This window comes from Pseudomonas fluorescens (assembly GCF_900215245.1).
Classification (GTDB): domain Bacteria; phylum Pseudomonadota; class Gammaproteobacteria; order Pseudomonadales; family Pseudomonadaceae; genus Aquipseudomonas; species Aquipseudomonas fluorescens.
Genome location: NZ_LT907842.1, coordinates 5,507,553 through 5,524,531, shown reverse-complemented (window position 1 = coordinate 5,524,531; position 16,979 = coordinate 5,507,553). Strand labels below are relative to the sequence as shown.

Below are 16,979 nucleotides of genomic sequence, written 5' to 3'. Positions count from 1 at the left end.
GCGTAATCCGCGAGCTGTTGTCGACGTGGTACGGCCGAATGAACTTCAGCCCTCCCCTATCCATCCTGATAATGAATGGGCATGAAGCGCACAGGAGAGGATGATCATGACTGGGCTTACGCGGGAAAACCCTACGACCATTGCCTACGTAGTGAAATGCTATCTGAGCAACGCGATCAGTACGCTGGAGCTACAAACGTGGGCGGCTGATGTTGCAGGATCAGGGGCAGCGCATCCCGACTACTTACTAGATCTGACTACTTTTGACGCTCCGCGCTTCCACGTTTATGAAGCCTTGGGTTTTAGCCCTAGCCGAACATTTTCAGCCGAAGAAAACGATGCGATTTATGGCATTGCATACCTCCGTGACCGCGAGGTATATGAATCCGTAGATAAGGCCCGAGCGTTACAGGCCTTGCGTCAAAACCCGAGTGTTCGTACGTAATTTGCAGCCGTTTTTCCGTTCCTGCTTCGCGGGTAAACCCGCTCCCACAGCGTTCTTGCCAGCCTCGAAAATGAGCAAGAGCAGCACTTTCGCAATGGTCATTAACGGTCAGTCGCGAATGGCTGCTAACGCCCCATTGCGGACATTCATCCCAAGGCTGTGGGTTCACAGTTTGCCCAGGATTCGGGGCGCTCGTTATGACGTTTTCAACGTGAGCGCGCAACCGTCCTCACAGAGTGCTTTGACTCGACCGTGCTTTACTGCGTTGACAAGAGCAGAATGCATCCACTATGAATGGTATCATCGGGCCTACTTGTATGTTTGCTTCTTTAGTTTTTGGCGCCCCTCTGCCTTCAGCCCCAACTGACAGCAACAGCGGCGGGTCAAATCTACAGACAGACTGCACCAACAATTAAAGTATCTGGCTAGGTAGCCGAAAACTGCTTAAGCACCACGGATTGGAATCTCTCATGAGCATGTTCGACGACGTCATTGAAGCAATTCTCTCGCCTTTCACAATTATAACTGACGCTTGGGACAAGATCGTAATCAAGATTGCGGGGAAGCGAATCGCCGTGCTTGGAGCTAGGGGTGCAGGAAAAAGCACTTTGCTACATTTTCTGAGCACTGGCACCCTCAATACAGTGAATGCCCAAACAGTTTCGACTGAGAGAGTTGCGTCCAATCGACTTTCTTTGCAAGATTTAAAATTCGAACTCAAAGCAACGCTTGACGTCCCTGGTGGCGCAGATGCTAAAGAGGATTGGCATAGGCTATACAACACAGCTGACTACGCCCTGTACCTAATCAAAGCCTCTTCTATTGATGTTAGTCGCGTCCAGCGAGACCTAGGGCTTGCTGAAGTGTGGCAGAAAGCGCTGAAGGATAGCGGCAAGAAGGCACCGATTCTTATAGTGATAGTCACTCACATGGATAAAATTGATGGCTATCTTACTGCCAGTTCTGCCGTCAAGGGAGACTTTAGAGATAACTTCATAAGGGTGCAGCTTGAGGCCGGGCTTTCTAAGCTAAATACACGACCAAAAGTAATCCTCGGATCATTTGATGTCGACTCCAGAATGAAGTCGACAGTTCAGCATTTAATCCAGGTAATGGGGTCTATATGAAAGCTCTAGCGTTTTACGCACAGGCGCTCGACAATAGGTCTAGCGACACTATGCTCAACGAAAACAGCGAGATAATTTCGGTCTCAGAACAGAGGCAGAAAACCTTGTCGAAGATATCCCATGTGACTGCAGACGGGAAACTAGCAGCCTCTGGAGATGGATGGAAAATATTCCATCTTAAAAATTATTTCGTAGCGCAGATAATAACATCCGAAAGTGATTCGCTCGGAAGAGCCGCACCGATAGTGTGTTTGATTGATAGTCAAAATAATCATGACGATTTTGATGTTGATGTTCAAATGAAAACGTTTCTATCTCGAGTAAACCGGACAGTCGATGCACCAAGACTAGATGAGCTTCTCCAGAATCTGCGAATTCATCAAAAAAAAAGATCTCAACGCGATTCTTTGGCAGGAACCACGAGATGGATCCAAGAAATAATCAGCTGGATAGTTAGATTCATTCGTAGTCGCCACTAGTAAACGAGAGTAAAAATCTGAATGTCATTGTTTCCAGAAAATCACTCCAAGCGCAGAGCGATCTTAGTCCTTAACGAGTCAGATATCGAGCACTGTCGCTACGACCTGCCACCAGATGAGCGGAGTTTTCTATATAGTGAGGAAGCGTTTGTTTTGCCGACCTCCGCGCTATCTTCAAAAGAAGAATGCCCTGCCTTAACTAACATCCTTGATTCTGATCAGGTAAGGCATGGCAATATACTTATCCAAAGCCCTTACGATAGAGACGTATATGCTGAACTATCGGAGGCTAAAGAAGTATTTTCAATGGAAAAAATGCGTCACTTTACTAGGCTTTGCCAGATTCTAGGCGCGTCAAAGGTGCAGATCAAGCAAGTGGACATTACAAAAGAAGGGGCCACCTCCACTCTCAATCTAGAAGGCCGCACTACTCTAGCGACAGCCGAAGTATCTTTTGAAAGCTCAATTTCAAAAGTTCTAAAAAACGTATTTTCAATTAGCAGTAGCTATTCCGGCGGACAACCTGACATTGTAGGGGCAGAGCAGTACCTTCGTAAAAACCTGCTTTGGAATGACTCTGTGCTACGTGGGCTTGTCGAGCAGCGCGGGCATCAAAGCAACCAAATAAAGGATCAAAATATTTGTATCAACCTGACACGTGAAGCCAACAAAAGCCTGAGCGTGGCCGCAAAGTTAAATTTACCAATAAAAAATATTGGAATTCAGGCAAACTATAGAGAGGTTGCTAGCGCCTCTGAAGAGTTAAGCTTAACAATGAACGTGGTTTTTTAATGCCGCACTTACTTCTGAGACAGTTTGTTGGTCGCCCTGGCTCGCTAGCGGTTAACCCTTCCTACGTTTCGTAAACAGCCATCCTCCTCAGTTTTATACGGTTGTCAGCTGATAGCCGAGTGCCCCCCACCAAGGATAGCGTTGGGTCGATATCAGCCGATCACGACTGACCGCTTCGGGTCGGAAGCGGGCGCCTCACAAGGCAGCCTCCCTCTTGCCCCTCAGTTGCTGCCGTTGCGTTTCAGGGTCATCTTGAATGAGAACTTTCCATTCATATCGGGCTTGTCGTCAGTGGTAGTGACTTTGCCATTGGCGCCGCCATCGATCGAAAGCGCGTAGTCCTTATGCATGACCATTGCCGCCAATCCAAGCACGCCGACGGTGGCAAGCGCAGCAACAGCAACCGCAGCTGCGCCGCCACTGATACCGGTAGCACCTACCGCACCCGCAGCAGCTCCGAAGGCCACCAGACCGCTTGCTCCGGCAACACCACCAGAAATAGCCCCCACCGGGTTCCAGAAGCTGGCCGCGGCTACCCCTGCTCCGCCTGCTATCAATGCAAGCTTCGTGTACGTCACGGACTTGATCACACGTACCGCCAAAGCAAGCTTGCGATCGGTGATTACGATGCTGTCTGCCTTGTCGTTCAGGGCGCTTTTCAGCTCTTTAGCATTCCCTACGAATCGCGTACTGCTCACTTCGGTAGTCCTTGGAAATAATGGTCAAAGGTGGCAACGGTGCATCATTTTACGGCAAAAGGCTATCATCCTCTTGGAGCACCGATCCAAGGCTGCCAACGGCCAAGAGCGGACAATCTATGGACGCGGCAAGGGCGTACCTAAATTTCGTACCACACTTGATAAGGCGTCATATGGAACTGATTCTGCTTCCGAAAAAATCCGAGAATCTCAGCCTCGATGGAATTTACCACCGCGCACTGAGCCGCTCGAAAGAGCTATACATCGTAAGTGCTTACCTTACCGAGTGGGGTATTAAAGAGTCGCTTGGCGACCAATGTGAGTCTTTCCTTTTCATCGTCGGAAAAGATTTTGGCATCACCCGCAAGAGCGCCTGTCGGGCCGTCATGGAATGGCTCCCAGCCGACCGCCATCAAGAGTTCATGGTAGCGGAGTCGATCAATGGCTTTCATCCGAAGGCCATGTTCTGGCGTGAGCACGATGGAAAGTGCTACGCGCTGCTTGGATCCTCCAACTTGACCAAGGCAGCATTCTCCACGAACTTCGAGGCCAACGGTTTCGCCTGCATATCTGACGAGCAGTTTCAACTGGCGTCTGAGTGGATCGAAAGAGTTTTCGAAGTGAGCGTGACCCTGAATGAAACTTGGCTTGATAGGTATCAGGAGGCTCGCCAACCTGCGAACGCGGGTGGCTCGAAAGCGGATGACCCCAAAGAAACCCAAGAGGCATATCACCTGCCACTGCCGGCGATACGCAAGCTCAAAGGTTATAAGCCGTACCTCACTCGGCGGCGCGACCAGATGAAAGCTTTTAGAAGGAATAAGACCAATTTGGTGTCGCTGATTCGTAGTACAAGCAAGGCCAGGATCTGGAACCAGACTCGAATTGATGATTTCTACAACAACCTCTGTGCATTGTGGTACATGGGGGAACAGGGAAGTCGCTTTCAAGGCAAAGGGTGGGAGCGTACGGGTCGTAATAGCGACTTTCGCGAATTTTCAAAAAGCCTTATTCGGGTGCTCGACGCCCCGTTCGCAGGTCGTGACCGAGTAGTGATTCAGGAGATAAATCGCCTCACGTCAATTGGATTGACAACTAGAGGCGCGTTGTTCTCCGAGATGCTCTGTCAGTTTTTCCCGAAACACTACTACGTATTAAATCGCCCAATACGAGGCTGGTTTGAAGGTCTGGACATTACGTTCCCAAGAGGTCTCAGCAATGGAGAGCGCTACGTCGATTGTGCTCGTCTTCTCCGTGCGGCTCTGAAGCGGGCAGATGGCTACCCAGCAGCAAATCTGGCCGAGCTCGATTGCATCATCTGGTTCGCTAGCACCCTGGATGGTTGAAAGGGCTCGACATCTGCCTGCAACCTGATAGCAGCTCACGGCCGATATCTTCGATGCCGAAGGGCTGGAATGGGTCGATTTCTGCCGGTCAAGACGTACCCTTGTGCTGGTCAATGCACTAGCCCACGCAAATGACCAGCTTTGTACAGCTGGTAATCGATGGCAGCTGATAGAAATGGCCGGCCTTAAGACGAAGGCGTTAGATTTCTGTCGCCGATCGCTTGTGAGCTTCTGCTTCGTTAGCCCCACACGACCGTAGCTGGAACTCAGGGTCTAAAGGCATAAGCCTCGCAAACGATCCTCGCTCACTCTCCAGATATTTCAATGAACGCCTGGACGAGCGGCTTAGAAATCGTGAACCCAGGCGACGCTGTATGGTGGTCGCTAAGCTGCTACCTTCAACGGTCAGGCTAGAGCCATCCGTTCTCAGATGTCATGGATGAAGGCCTGGTAGTTGCGATGATGACGTCGTCCTCTGGTGTCACCGTTGCCAGGTACCCCTCAGATTTCATCGCGCCCACCAACCTCTGGTTTGACTCAGTGTTTCTTACCTTGATCTTCTTTACCTTCGAGCTAACGGTTTTGAAGTCCTCATCGTCGAGCAACGCCAGAACTGCTGAAACGTCTGGCCACTTCATCCCTCGAAGACATTGTGTCAGCATTTCAGAGCGATGCTCCGGGATAAGGCTTGCGTTGCGAACCAGATGTCGCAGCACAGGCGTCAGCGAATCAGCAAACCTTTCGCCAGCTTGGTTGGCTAGCGCAGATACACGGCCGAGCTCAGGAACCGCTTCGGGTTTGCTTTCAATCGTCTCCAGGCTAAGCCCTGACCACATCTGAATTTTCAGTGTGAGTGGCAACGCTTTGCTTCTGCTCAGCGTGAGCATCGAGTCGAGTTGGAGCGAGCCGATATCGATCTCGGCTTTTGCTAGATCCCACCGTTCAACCAAGTACTGGCCTTCGAGGTGTGGGCAAGTACTCAATACGATGTCCCTGACCTCCGAGCTGTATGGAAGGAATGATGAGGCCACCAGCATGACCCAGCGCCCCGCAGGTAAGACCGCTTTGATCATTGATAGATCTTGGAGCACGACTCCATCGAGCAATACCTTGAGCACGTCATTACTGATGCTGGGTGAGCTCAGAAGATACTGTTGCAGCGCCCAGTCTGCGCTCGTTGACTGCCACAGCGTTCCCTTGAGAGCCGATGCATTCCGAGCGATGAAGGCGGTGAACACCGTTTTGGGTTCCGATCCGACTTCTTCGCCCGAAACGTGGCCGTCTGGCGCAATGAGTTTCTCAAAAAAGATCCACACAGCGTCGGCTTTGGCCACCAGGCGATCACTTTCTAGTGCCTTTGCCCAAAGATGTCTCGGGGCGTCATTGAGTGTGTGCAAGTCACAGGTCGTGTGATCGAAGAGTCGATTTGTCAGGTCGTCATCTGTGTCCAGTTCTGCTAGTAAACTGGCCAAGGAATCGCTTGATTCATCCAGGACAGCAGACTGACCTAGCAATGCGCTACTGAGCTCATCGGCGTGTGATAGCAGATAATCACCGAGCCCATTGATGCCCAAAGCCTGCAGTCTACGCAGAGACACGATGCCCACATCTGCAGGTTCGGATTTGGCGTCTGTGGAATGCTGTCCAGCTTCCGACTTCGCGCATATCAGCGATAGCATTGGCATGTTGATCTTGATGCAGCGCCAGTCGATCAGCCTTTCGAGGTCTGCGAGACTCATCATATGGCCCAGTGAGGCAAACTGGACTGGGTAAGCCCTGAGCCACGCCCAAGCTCCTACATTGCTCTCTAATCCTGGCATCAGCCGTGATGCATCTTCCAGCCAGTCGATCGTAGGAACTAGATCTGTTGAAGCGCCATCGGCAAGGGTCTTAAAGTCGGATTCTGACAGGTTGTCGGCGATTACTTTGACGAGGGACTGACGAGCCTCGCTTCCTTCAAACACGCCGCCAGCGTCCCCCGTGTCCCTGGCGTCGAAAAGGCTCTGAAACAGTTTGGGTTCTAGGCGGTACACAGCGCGGATAAATTCAGCCGCTTCTGTTCGGTTCATAAGATCGCGTACAGCGACGGCCATTCGTTCGGGGTGTTCGTTGAGGCCGCTCTTAAGTATGTGGCTTAGCTGGGCATCTGCTGAGTTAGTTGCGAACGAGGTTGGTCGGGCGCTGAGACAGGCGATCAAGTCGACGATGATCCCCCTGCCCTCGTCCAGCTCGTCGCTCTTAAGCTTCTCCAGCACGGTACTCGGGCTATCGACAGGCGTGGATACCTCAGGCAGCACACCACGTCTCAGCGAAAGGATCAGATCTTTGTCACCAGGTGTCAGCGAACCTTGATAGAAATAACCGAGGTAGTCCGTGTAGTCGGCGTCGAGGAAACCGTGCAGCATCAGATAGCTCACGACGTTCAAGCCTGGAAGTTTGTTTCTTACGACCTCCCCGTAGCCTTTTTTGACGGCAGCACTGAAGGACATCCGGATGACCTGATCCGATTGCTTCTGCACCGCTGCGATTTCGTCCGCGATTGTGCTGAGTCGCCGCCCAAGCAAAGCATGGCGCCGCTCATAGGATGTAGCGGTGAGCAGCTCAGCCTTCGAGACATTTCTAGATTGGTTTCTGGCCCGCCCGTATTGATCCAAGACAACCATTGAGAGGGGCCCGGCGTGATTCATGAATACGTCGAACACCTCGTCGGTCACGAACTGCTTTGGCGTGTACTGGGTACCAGTGATTAGGACATGGGTTGCCGTGTCCATTTCGGTCAGTCGAAGAAGCGTGAACCACACGTAGGCCCTCAACTCAGTGACATTGTTAGCCAGTTCGAAGACCCGGTCATCTCGCTCACGCCGCAATTCATCAAGTCGCTTGGCATTGGCGCTGTTTTGCTGGGTTTTCCAGGCAGCCAGTCCCTTGATGACGCCATAAATCGCCCCTCGGCGTTTGACCAAGTCGGCGTACGCTCCGGGATGCAGATTTCGAATGGCGACAATCGCAAACAGCTTGTCTGGCTCTAGGCTTAAGCCGCTGGCAAGTATATTTGAGAACATATCGAATTCATTGACGATATTTTTCACCAGCCGGAGGTCATCGATGTAGTAGCAGACCGTCTCCACCAGTCGACGGTCGAGGTGTTCGCCCAAAGGTTTCGATTTGAAGGTTCGATGGTTCAGCAGCTCTATCATCTTTTCTTGGGAGTTTTCCGAATTGATCACGGGGATCACTGGAACGATGAGGTCAAAAAACTTAGTCTTTTCGCCAACGACGAACATTTCATCGCGTAGCGCATAGACGAAATAGACAGGTCTTCCCACCTGAGGTGATTGCTTGATGATGAAATTGATTTCTCGCAATCGGGTGAACACGTCATGGATGCCGAACCGGTCGAGATCCTCAATGATCACCACGTCGATGCTGCTGCGCTCAAAGCAGTAAATGATCTCATCGATATTTTTGTGCAGGACGGAGCCATGGTGAGTGGTCTCCAGTTTGCCGCCTTTGATCGTCAACCCATCGATACTAAACAGCGAACCCAGCCTCAGACACGTGTGTAGCAGGTGTATGCACCCTAACGCGGCGATCCCGACGGCTAGCGGGCTCGGGATCAACAGCAGCCATTCCATGAGCCAACTCGGTTCGATCTTTGGCAGCTTTTCTGCCACAGGAACGTAAAGTCTCAGCGCTGCCAAAATAAGGGCGCCATAGCAGAGCGTTTTCCACCAGATCTTCAGGCCGGAAGCCTGATCGATTCTCTTAAGGCGGGTCTTGGGAAGCGTCTTTGCTGGGACGGCGTACAGCAGCTGCTGGACGATCGTCTCCTCGATCCGAACAACGAGATCGGATTCAGCCTTGTTTGCCTCGGATTTAGATTCCTGCCCTGCTTTGGTGGAGGATTCGGAGGGCCGCGAAGAATCCGAGGCCACGTCGGTATCGCTAACAAGATCAGACGCCCCGGAGATTTCGTTATCCTTGCCGAAGGTAGCCAACGAAACAAACGCGTAGACAAACTCTGGGTGGCGGTGGACGAAGGTGCGAAGCACGCTGCTCTTCCCTGCCCCGTACTCCCCCGTAATAGCGATGTTCCTGACTTGATCGTTCCTCAGACCGTTCAATAACTCACGCTCATACCGCTGTATCTTCCCAGGTTCAATGAGCACGGGGGTTAGCGGCTGGAACAGATTCTCATGAGTAGGCGTGGCCAAGAACGCATTTGCGGCCTTGTAAGCAGCGGCGACCGCGCAAGGGTATCGCTTCAGGGCGGCCAGCTTGCGGCGAGTCTCGTTGTTCCAGACGATATAGGCATGTAATGCCCGGTGATAAGTGGCGCGCAAGCGAATGAACATCCGTGTCTCCAAGCAGGCTGGCGGCTACCAGGCATTCATTTGCCGAAGACTGAATGATCGATCTTGGGTCTGAGCGGGAAGGTGAACTTCCGGTGAGCCTGATACGAGGATTCGGATGATAGCTCACGGCCATCTTCGCCTGCGAACCCTTTGTTCACCAGGCAAGAGCTAGGCGCTAGCTTAACCTCTGCACGATCCGCATGCATGACCAGGCCGGGAGAGGATTAATCAGGCTAAGAAAAACGTTATTTGGGCCGGCCTATCCGGTGCTGCCGGATCGAGAATCTTGGGAGCTTGGACGTTGTGTGCATACGGAGTGTCGGTAAGCCGTTAGCCGCCAACAAAAGATTAGCACCGGCATGCGCGGTGAATGACTTGTTGCCCGCGCATACCCTCGCCTGCAAAATATCCGAGTTCATGTTGGAGGCTCACGACTGACGGCCCTACATGCGTTTCTTCGGCGGCTTGTATTTGCACTTGGGAAAGGTTGAGCAGGATTGGAATTCTCCGTACGGCCCTCGTCGCCATATCAGCTCCCCTACCTTACAGCCTGGACAGACAGGCCCCTTGGCCTTGGCGGGAGCTTGCGCAGTGGCCGCCCCGGCAGAAACCCTATCGGGCTTGAGTTCAGCGGACGCCGGCTGTGTTATCGCTCGTCCGTTGTTATCACAGGGAGCTACGACACCTTCGTCGATCAACTCTTGCAGGAAAGATGAGCGGCGCCCTGCGACTGTGAACATCGCAACGCTGCGCCTTGCCCTTGTGAGTGCGACGTAGAACAGCCGGCGTTCCTCACTGGATGGAAACGTGTCGCCCTGCGGCATAACCAGGGAGAACAGTGGATCGTCAACTTTAACGTTTGGAAACCCCCGCATGACCATGCCTGGGAGAATCACATAGTCAGCCTCGTCACCCTTTGAGGTATGCACGGTCTTGAACCTGAACGCCATACGATCGCCAAAACGTTGCTGCCAATCGTGACTCAGGAATTTGGCATCAAGCTTGTAGCGCCCCAATACGAAGACATTCACTTTGCCGCCCCGTCCCAATGGCACGCTTCCATCGCAGATCTGCTGGTAAAGGCGCTCGACATATTTATCAACCGCTTGGGCTACCTTGTTCCGGTGCTCAACCTGTATAGTCTGGAAGGCCGGCCCGATGGGCGCCGTCACAGAGTTCACGCTCTTCTTGAATTGCGCTGGGTTCTTCGACACGAATCGGCTGGAGACGTCACAAATGGCCTGAGGGCATCTAAATGTCTTTTCTAGCCGAAGCACCTGGCCATGGCCGTACCAGGGTTTGAAACCTGTCATTACGGAAACGTCTGCACCCGCGAATCGGTTGATCGATTGCCAGTCGTCCCCGACGGCGAACAGAAACCGATTAGGCTGACGAACGAGGGCTTTGCAAAGCCGCGCCCGGGCACGCGATGCGTCCTGATATTCGTCAGCCATAACCAGGTCGTATGGCGACCGGTGACCGGCCTCCAAATATCCTGCAGCTTTGTTAATCATGTCTTCGAAGTCGATTCCGTTCTCTTCTGCCAAGGCTTTATCCCATTTCTTGACCACCGGGATCAGCAGGTCTACGAACATGTTGAACCGGTACTTGAAGGCGCCGCTGTCCATCTCAGCCACGCGAGCTTTCAAGTCCTGTTCCGTATAGCAGTTGCTTTTGAAATGGTTAATGAACGTACGGATCAGTCCAAGTAGGTCGGCATGTTTGATGGGTTCCAAACCATTAAATGGAATCGGCCGATCAGGGTTGGGATCGAGCTTGATGCCCCTGTCGGTGAGCTCTTTAGCCAGATGGGTGAACGCTTCCCCACTGCGGACTTGGTGAGAAAGCGTCTCGATCAGGTGCGTTCCCTTCTGCTTGTGGATCTGACGTTTCCAAGCCACCCCTTCCAGGTACTTCTTGAACTGCTCGGGGGGCTGGCCCTCTGCGTCCAGAGCAAAATGCTCATGGTAGAGATTTAGACCAGGGTAGAAAAAATCCGGGAAGTACTGGCGATGTTCCGCCGTAGCGGTCGGGTGCTCGTACTCACGTTCGTACTGGTACTCGACCCCGTTGTAAAAAAGCCAGTTGGCAATGATGCACTCCTCCTGGCTGGCCACCTCCTCGCCTTTTAGAGTGACCAGCTTCCCCTCGCCGTCCGAGTTTGTCGTATCGAAGAGCTTGTCATTGCGTGAAAGAGGTAGGTGTCGACCAAACACCAAGCGGAAAATATCCCAGCGCGTACGGAACGCTGGAGACTTATCTTTGAGGTCATCAACAATCGCGGCTAGCCTGGCCAACGCGAGACTTTCTTTGCGTGCCCAAGCGGGCACATGCGGTGTGCTTCCGGTAGCCGAACCTATGATCTTCAGCCCTAATGAATGGAACGTCATGGCTGCGATCTCGATGTTAGGCTTGCCAAGCCGTTCAAGAGAGGCTTTGGCCCGCGCTTGAAGCTCTGCAGCCGCATCCTTGTTGTAAGCCAGCATGACGATAGATTTGGGGCTGACAATCTCCCGATGCATGGCATAGATAGCCTTTGCGATCATCGTGGAGGTCTTACCAGAGCCCGCCGATGCGACAACCTGAACCCGGTTGTCAAAGCACACCACCGCCTCTGCCTGCTCGTCAGTCAAAGGCTTACTTTCTACCTTGTCGAAAATCTGCCGGCAGTTACGAAGCTCTCGCTTCGTGTGCAGCTTGTTGCGCTCTTCCCATGTGCTCGCCCAATCAGACGTCCACCGTTCGATATCGAGCTCAGCTTGGGCATACCCATCATTCAGATGGGCCCTCACCTCTGGGGTGTCAAGTAGCTCTTTTAGCGCCGCTACGCTCAACTCCAGGCTTGGTTTGCTACCCAGTAATGCTTGCTGGTTTTCATAGGTAAGCCAGCGGTGCTTTTGATCAGCGGTTGCTAAGGCATGGTCAGCCTCTGCGAGCCACCGGGACAGCTTGGCGTAGTAGGAATCGAAGCGTTGGCAGCGGGATCGTTTGAGGAGATCGTTCAGTGCACGGTGCAGAGCTGGAGCGCGTAGGTTCGAGAGTCCACCAAAGCGCACGCCGGTGCCTGCAGGCCACACCAGTTCCGACCAGAGCATGCGGCTTTTGATTTCAAAGCTTGGGAGCGTTTCTGGTGCTATGTGGTATTGCTCCCCACCGACGGCCACGACAAGACGATCGCTTTCGACGAGGAGACGCCAGTTGGCTGATCTAGTCAGTAAGCGCCCTAACCTAGATGGCGTCCATTCCAAAAACATACACGATTCCTACACCCAAATAGGCGCAATTCTATCCCAATCTTCAGGGCTTTCGGACGCGCGCATGGATAGGTTCAGATCTCTGGGCTGGAACTATCCCAGTTGGTTCCGCTCTGGCGAATACCTGCGACCAAGGACTGATCTTCAAGTTTGTGATCATGCACCTGCTGTTATGTACACCTGGATGCCCTCTACGCACGGAAACGTTTAATGCCCTCCAGGCTTCCCGGGCTGCGCGCTCCGGTTGTCCTGGACAGCGTTGCAGGCAACGGCATAGCGGCTAACTTTAGTTCCCCCTACCCTTCGAGTTCAAAGCTGATTTCCCGTCAAACGGAAGTTATGATGCTCTCTACGCATCCGCCGACGTCGAGCGCCGCCGGGCAAGCATGGAGCTGTTCAAACGTGACAATCGAGCGGTATTTTTCTCGCCATCTGCGTCTTGAAAACAACGAATCATCTGGCTGTCTAGCCATCGTTGATGAGGATGGTATCCTTGCCATTGCAGGCCCCAAGGTCATATTGGGGGAGCCGGGCATGGGTAAAAGCCAGCTGATTGAGGAATTAGGACGGCGCTTAGACGTCCGGCCAATCAGCGCGCAACGGTTCATCGCCAGCGGCAACCCGGGGCGTTTTCATTTTCCTGGTAAACCTCTGTTGATAGATGGGCTCGACGAAGCCATGGCGCGGCGGGATAGCGATGCTGTGGATATGGTGTTAGGGAAGCTTGAGGATGCCGGGCATCCCGACTTCATCCTTTGCTGCAGGTCGAGAGAATGGCAGTCACGCAATGTTGTGAACCTAGCGCAAATTTATGGCTCAGCCCCCAGCATCCTAACCATCGAAGCGTTTACGAGGTTTGATGCCTTTGCTTTCATGCGCCAGCTCTACCCAGAGCTCGATGTGGATCATGTCCTTGATCACCTTGAGGATCAAGGGATTGCCGAGCTCTACCATAATCCTCTGACTCTTAGCCTCATTGGCAAAGTCGCTGTTGCTGACAGGACTCTCCCTGCTACACGTGGGGGCCTCTTCGAACGGGTGTGCACTCTACTCTGGCCTGAGCATGACCCTCACCGTATTGACGGCGCGCTTGGCCTTCTTTCTGAAGAACAAGCGCTTTCGGCCGCTGGGGCTCTCTGCGCGGGATTGCTACTCGCGAGCGGGGACGCGATCAGTCGCTCCGGCCCTAATCATCTCGTAGTAGGGGATGTCAGGCTTGCAGAGCTCAGCGAGCTGCCCGAGGCGGAAGCCGCACAAGCGGTTTTTTCCTCAAAACTGTTCCAGACGGTTGGCCCGGAACGGGCAAAGCCCATACATCGCGTGGTTGCAGAGTTTCTCGGGGCTCGATGGCTGTCAAAGGTCGCAATAACCACTCAAGCACAGAAGAGAGTGCTCGCTCAGTTTCGCACCGGCGGCAGTGTGCCTGCGAGTTTGCGAGGCCTGCACGCGTGGTTGTCTTACCACAGCCAAGCTATGTCATCTGCGGTGATTGCAGCCGATCCATATGGCGTGTTGCGGTATGGCGAGACGGCGAACCTCACTGCAGAGCAAGCTCAAAGCATGCTCGACGCGCTTACATCCCTGTCGCAAACAGATCCATTTTTTAGATCCCAGGATTGGGGCAGTCATAAGGCCAGTGGCCTGATGCATGATCACTTGGTAAGCAAAATCGAGACGATCATTACATCGCCGGACAGCAATGTTCACTTAAGGGCCCTTCTGATCGAGGGTCTCACGGGCACTCCGTTGGCCAGGTCGCTCGAAGACGCTCTTGACGGTGTGGTGTTTTCGGATCGACATGCTTTTTCAGAGCGCAAGCATGCTGTACAGGCTCTGCTGCCTTCCTGTGACCGGGCACGCCGGCAGAGCATGATTGATCGATTACATCAGTCGTATACTGACGTGTCGTTCGAGCTTGCGCTGTTCGTCATCGAGGCGAATGATTTTGACGTAAGCGATGAGCTTCTGGCCATGAATATCCTGGCATGCTCAGGGCTGTATGTCTGCTCGCTACCTAGAGCATCCTCAAGGACATCTGGCGGAGTCTACTGGCTACCTTTTAGCCAAAAACTGGCTCTCAGTAGGATTCCAAAGCTGCTGAGCCTGCTCACCGAGCAATGCGTTCCGGTCGACTTTAGTGAAACTGAGCCACCAAGCTACTTGGTCGGTCTTATCGCGCTTCTTATCAGCCGCGTCATCACTGAAAACGTACTCACCGACTGCCCAGAAGATGCCGCGCTTCTCTGGAACTGGCTAGGCGCTATCCACCGGCTTGACCTTTATGATGTACCTGAGAGGAAAACACTCAACGCCCATCTCGACAATGCCGACGATCTCAGGCATGCCGTCCAGCAGTATGTGCTGCATGATCAGGAATCTGCCAGCTCCGTCTGGTCACAGAATTGTGATCTGGAGGATCGCCTTTTGGGGCTTGCAAGCCGCAAGTCCGACTTGCTCTTTTTTCTGGAGCGACTGGCTCTCTTTAGCACTCAGGATGAGAAAGCCCGGGCGCAATGGCGTGATTTGATGTTGATAGCGTGTAGAAATCGCACGTTTGACCCTGATGTTCGAGCTGTCAGCCGAAAATTCCAACGAGATGACTCTGAGCTAGAGGCCTATGTCTACACGCTGGAAAATCCAGGCAAATCCGAACATGCGATTCAAAGAGAGTTGAGGCAGGCGAAGCGAATAGAAGCGCTCCGCGTTCAGTATGAAGCCGATCGCGACCACTATCTTCAGCACCGTTCATCTCTGCGAAATGGCGATCTGCGGGAGATACTCCTTGCGGCCAGTTACTACCTGGGCCACCACGACGTTTACGACGTGCACCTTAACTCAGTTGAGGCCCTCACGGCGTGGCTTGGTGCCGAGTTTGCCGACGATGCCATTGTAGGCTTTGAAGCCGTGCTACACCGCGATGACCTGCCGTCTCCCCATGATGTGGCTCACAGTCCTGCTGAGGAGAAGATGTGGAACTACTCTCTACCTATGGTTGCCGGCTTACTGGCCAGGCTGCGCGCGGGTGAAGGCTTCTCAGACATCCAATCACCCGTTCTCCTATCCGCTTTGATTGCTTGCTTGCACAATCAGATAACGCTTCTTCCCAACGACCTTTCGTCCCTGTGCGAAGCTCTCGAAAACGAGTTATTTGGCAACCATGACTTGCCAAGGCGAGACACCCTGAGTCGTTATGACTTCGCTTGGCTGTGCCTTGAGCCCTGCATCAAGGCTGGCAAACCACAAATCTCAGCAATGAATGCAATCTTCTCTCAACCCCAGTGGCATGCAACCGCTGCTCTCCTTTCTGCCGCCTGGCTCAGCGACCAACTCGTGATGGGAGAATCGGTTGAGAACAGGATGATCCATCTCTTGGTCGCACCAGAACATCTGCACGAAATGGGCGCGATCGCGAAGCTTTACTCGGACGTTGAATTCAGCTCCGTCAGTCGGATGCTCATGTGGCGGGCCGTAGATTTTCTGGTCAGCTTTAATGAATCCAGGGAGGCTCTTGCGGTAATTGGCAAAGACGATCCGGATTTCATTTGGCCCATCATCAGGCTTGTACCCGGAGAGCGCCGAGGGCAAAAGCGTGTACTCGATACCGCTCAAGTCAAATGGATCGTATCCAATTTTCGAGGATCCTGGCCGCGCCAGAACAGGCCGTGGGTGAGTGACGGAAGCAAATCTCCTTTTGAGGCTGCCAGTTTCGTTCGATCAATGATCCAGCGGCTCGCAGACGATACTTCGATCGAGGCAATTGAAGCCCTGCAGGAGCTGATTGCAGAGCCGGAAGACAGCTACACCCTGGATCTTCTACATATGGCGGCCGAGCAGCGACAGAAGCGTGCAGAGGAAGACTTCGCCCCCCTTCAGCCAGGTGCCTTAAGTGCGCTGCTCCGTGAGGGGCCGCCGACGAACATGGTAGACCTCAGAGCACTGGTGCTCGATGAGCTTTCCGTGATTCAGAAAAAATTGTTGGGTGATGACCTGGATCGGGTAAGCGTGTTCTGGGGCGACAACGGTGTGCCCTACGTTGAGAACATCTGCAGAGACCGCTTTGCCATGCTCATCAGCCGAGAGCTGGAGCAGTTCGGTATCAGGGAGCTCACAGAAGCTGACATGCCCAAATCCAAGCGAGTGGATCTCGCGTTCGCCTGCGGTGACTTTCAGATTCCAATTGAGATCAAGTGCCAGTGGCATGACGAGGTTTGGCAGGGTGCAACCCACCAATTGCATGATCGCTATCTGATTGATTGGCGCTCGCATGGCTGCGGGATTTACCTGGTGTTCTGGTTTGGGGAACTACCGTCCAACACGGGAAAAAGACTGCAGGTTCCGCCCTCGGGCGTCCCTACCCCCCGTACGCCTGAGGCCATGCGGCTAGCCTTGATAGAGTGCCTTCCGGAAGCGTTGCGATCTCGGATTGATGTAGTGGTCATAGATCTCGAAGCTGGAAGAACAAGCCTCACGCCTCGCATCTAGG

Annotated in this window: 8 protein-coding genes; 5 read left to right on the top strand and 3 right to left on the bottom strand. The window is 53.2% G+C overall.

The window, feature by feature from the left end; genetic code table 11:
- Positions 1-106: 106 nt before the first annotated feature.
- The 3 genes from CPH89_RS25470 (at position 107) to CPH89_RS30265 (ending at position 2,843) form a co-directional block, all read left to right on the top strand.
- Positions 107-445, top strand: coding sequence for a hypothetical protein (locus CPH89_RS25470; RefSeq protein WP_096236867.1), 339 nt, complete (start codon positions 107-109; stop codon positions 443-445).
- Positions 446-915: 470 nt separating this feature from the next.
- Positions 916-1,572, top strand: a complete 657-nt coding sequence (locus tag CPH89_RS25465) for an ADP-ribosylation factor-like protein (protein ID WP_053256021.1) — start codon at positions 916-918, stop codon at positions 1,570-1,572.
- A 500-nt stretch (positions 1,573-2,072) separates the two neighbouring features.
- Positions 2,073-2,843: a hypothetical protein gene (locus CPH89_RS30265; RefSeq protein ID WP_141125138.1), complete on the top strand. Its 771-nt coding sequence runs from the start codon at positions 2,073-2,075 to the stop codon at positions 2,841-2,843.
- Positions 2,844-3,064: 221 nt separating this feature from the next.
- Here CPH89_RS30265 and CPH89_RS25455 read toward each other — a convergent pair whose 3' ends face one another.
- Complete coding sequence (locus CPH89_RS25455) at positions 3,065-3,541, bottom strand: hypothetical protein (protein ID WP_053256023.1); 477 nt, start codon at positions 3,539-3,541, stop codon at positions 3,065-3,067.
- Positions 3,542-3,714: 173 nt separating this feature from the next.
- Here CPH89_RS25455 and CPH89_RS25450 point away from each other — a divergent pair, with 173 nt between their 5' ends.
- Positions 3,715-4,887 carry a phospholipase D family protein gene (locus CPH89_RS25450; RefSeq protein ID WP_131696325.1) on the top strand — a complete coding sequence of 391 codons (1,173 nt, stop codon included), beginning with the start codon at positions 3,715-3,717 and terminating at the stop codon, positions 4,885-4,887.
- Positions 4,888-5,297: 410 nt separating this feature from the next.
- On the opposite strand, the gene CPH89_RS25445 is transcribed toward CPH89_RS25450, so the two are convergent.
- A complete protein-coding gene (locus CPH89_RS25445; RefSeq protein ID WP_053256025.1) occupies positions 5,298-9,242 on the bottom strand; it encodes a YobI family P-loop NTPase in 3,945 nt (1,314 codons plus the stop codon).
- A 443-nt stretch (positions 9,243-9,685) separates the two neighbouring features.
- Complete coding sequence (locus tag CPH89_RS25440; protein WP_197705433.1) at positions 9,686-12,496, bottom strand: UvrD-helicase domain-containing protein; 2,811 nt, start codon at positions 12,494-12,496, stop codon at positions 9,686-9,688.
- Positions 12,497-12,706: 210 nt separating this feature from the next.
- Between CPH89_RS25440 and CPH89_RS25435 the strand changes: the two genes are divergently transcribed.
- The gene (locus tag CPH89_RS25435) at positions 12,707-16,978 is read left to right on the top strand and encodes an NACHT domain-containing antiphage protein EruA (protein WP_232005413.1); all 4,272 of its coding nucleotides are present in this window, start codon (positions 12,707-12,709) and stop codon (positions 16,976-16,978) included.
- Position 16,979: the final 1 nt, after the last annotated feature.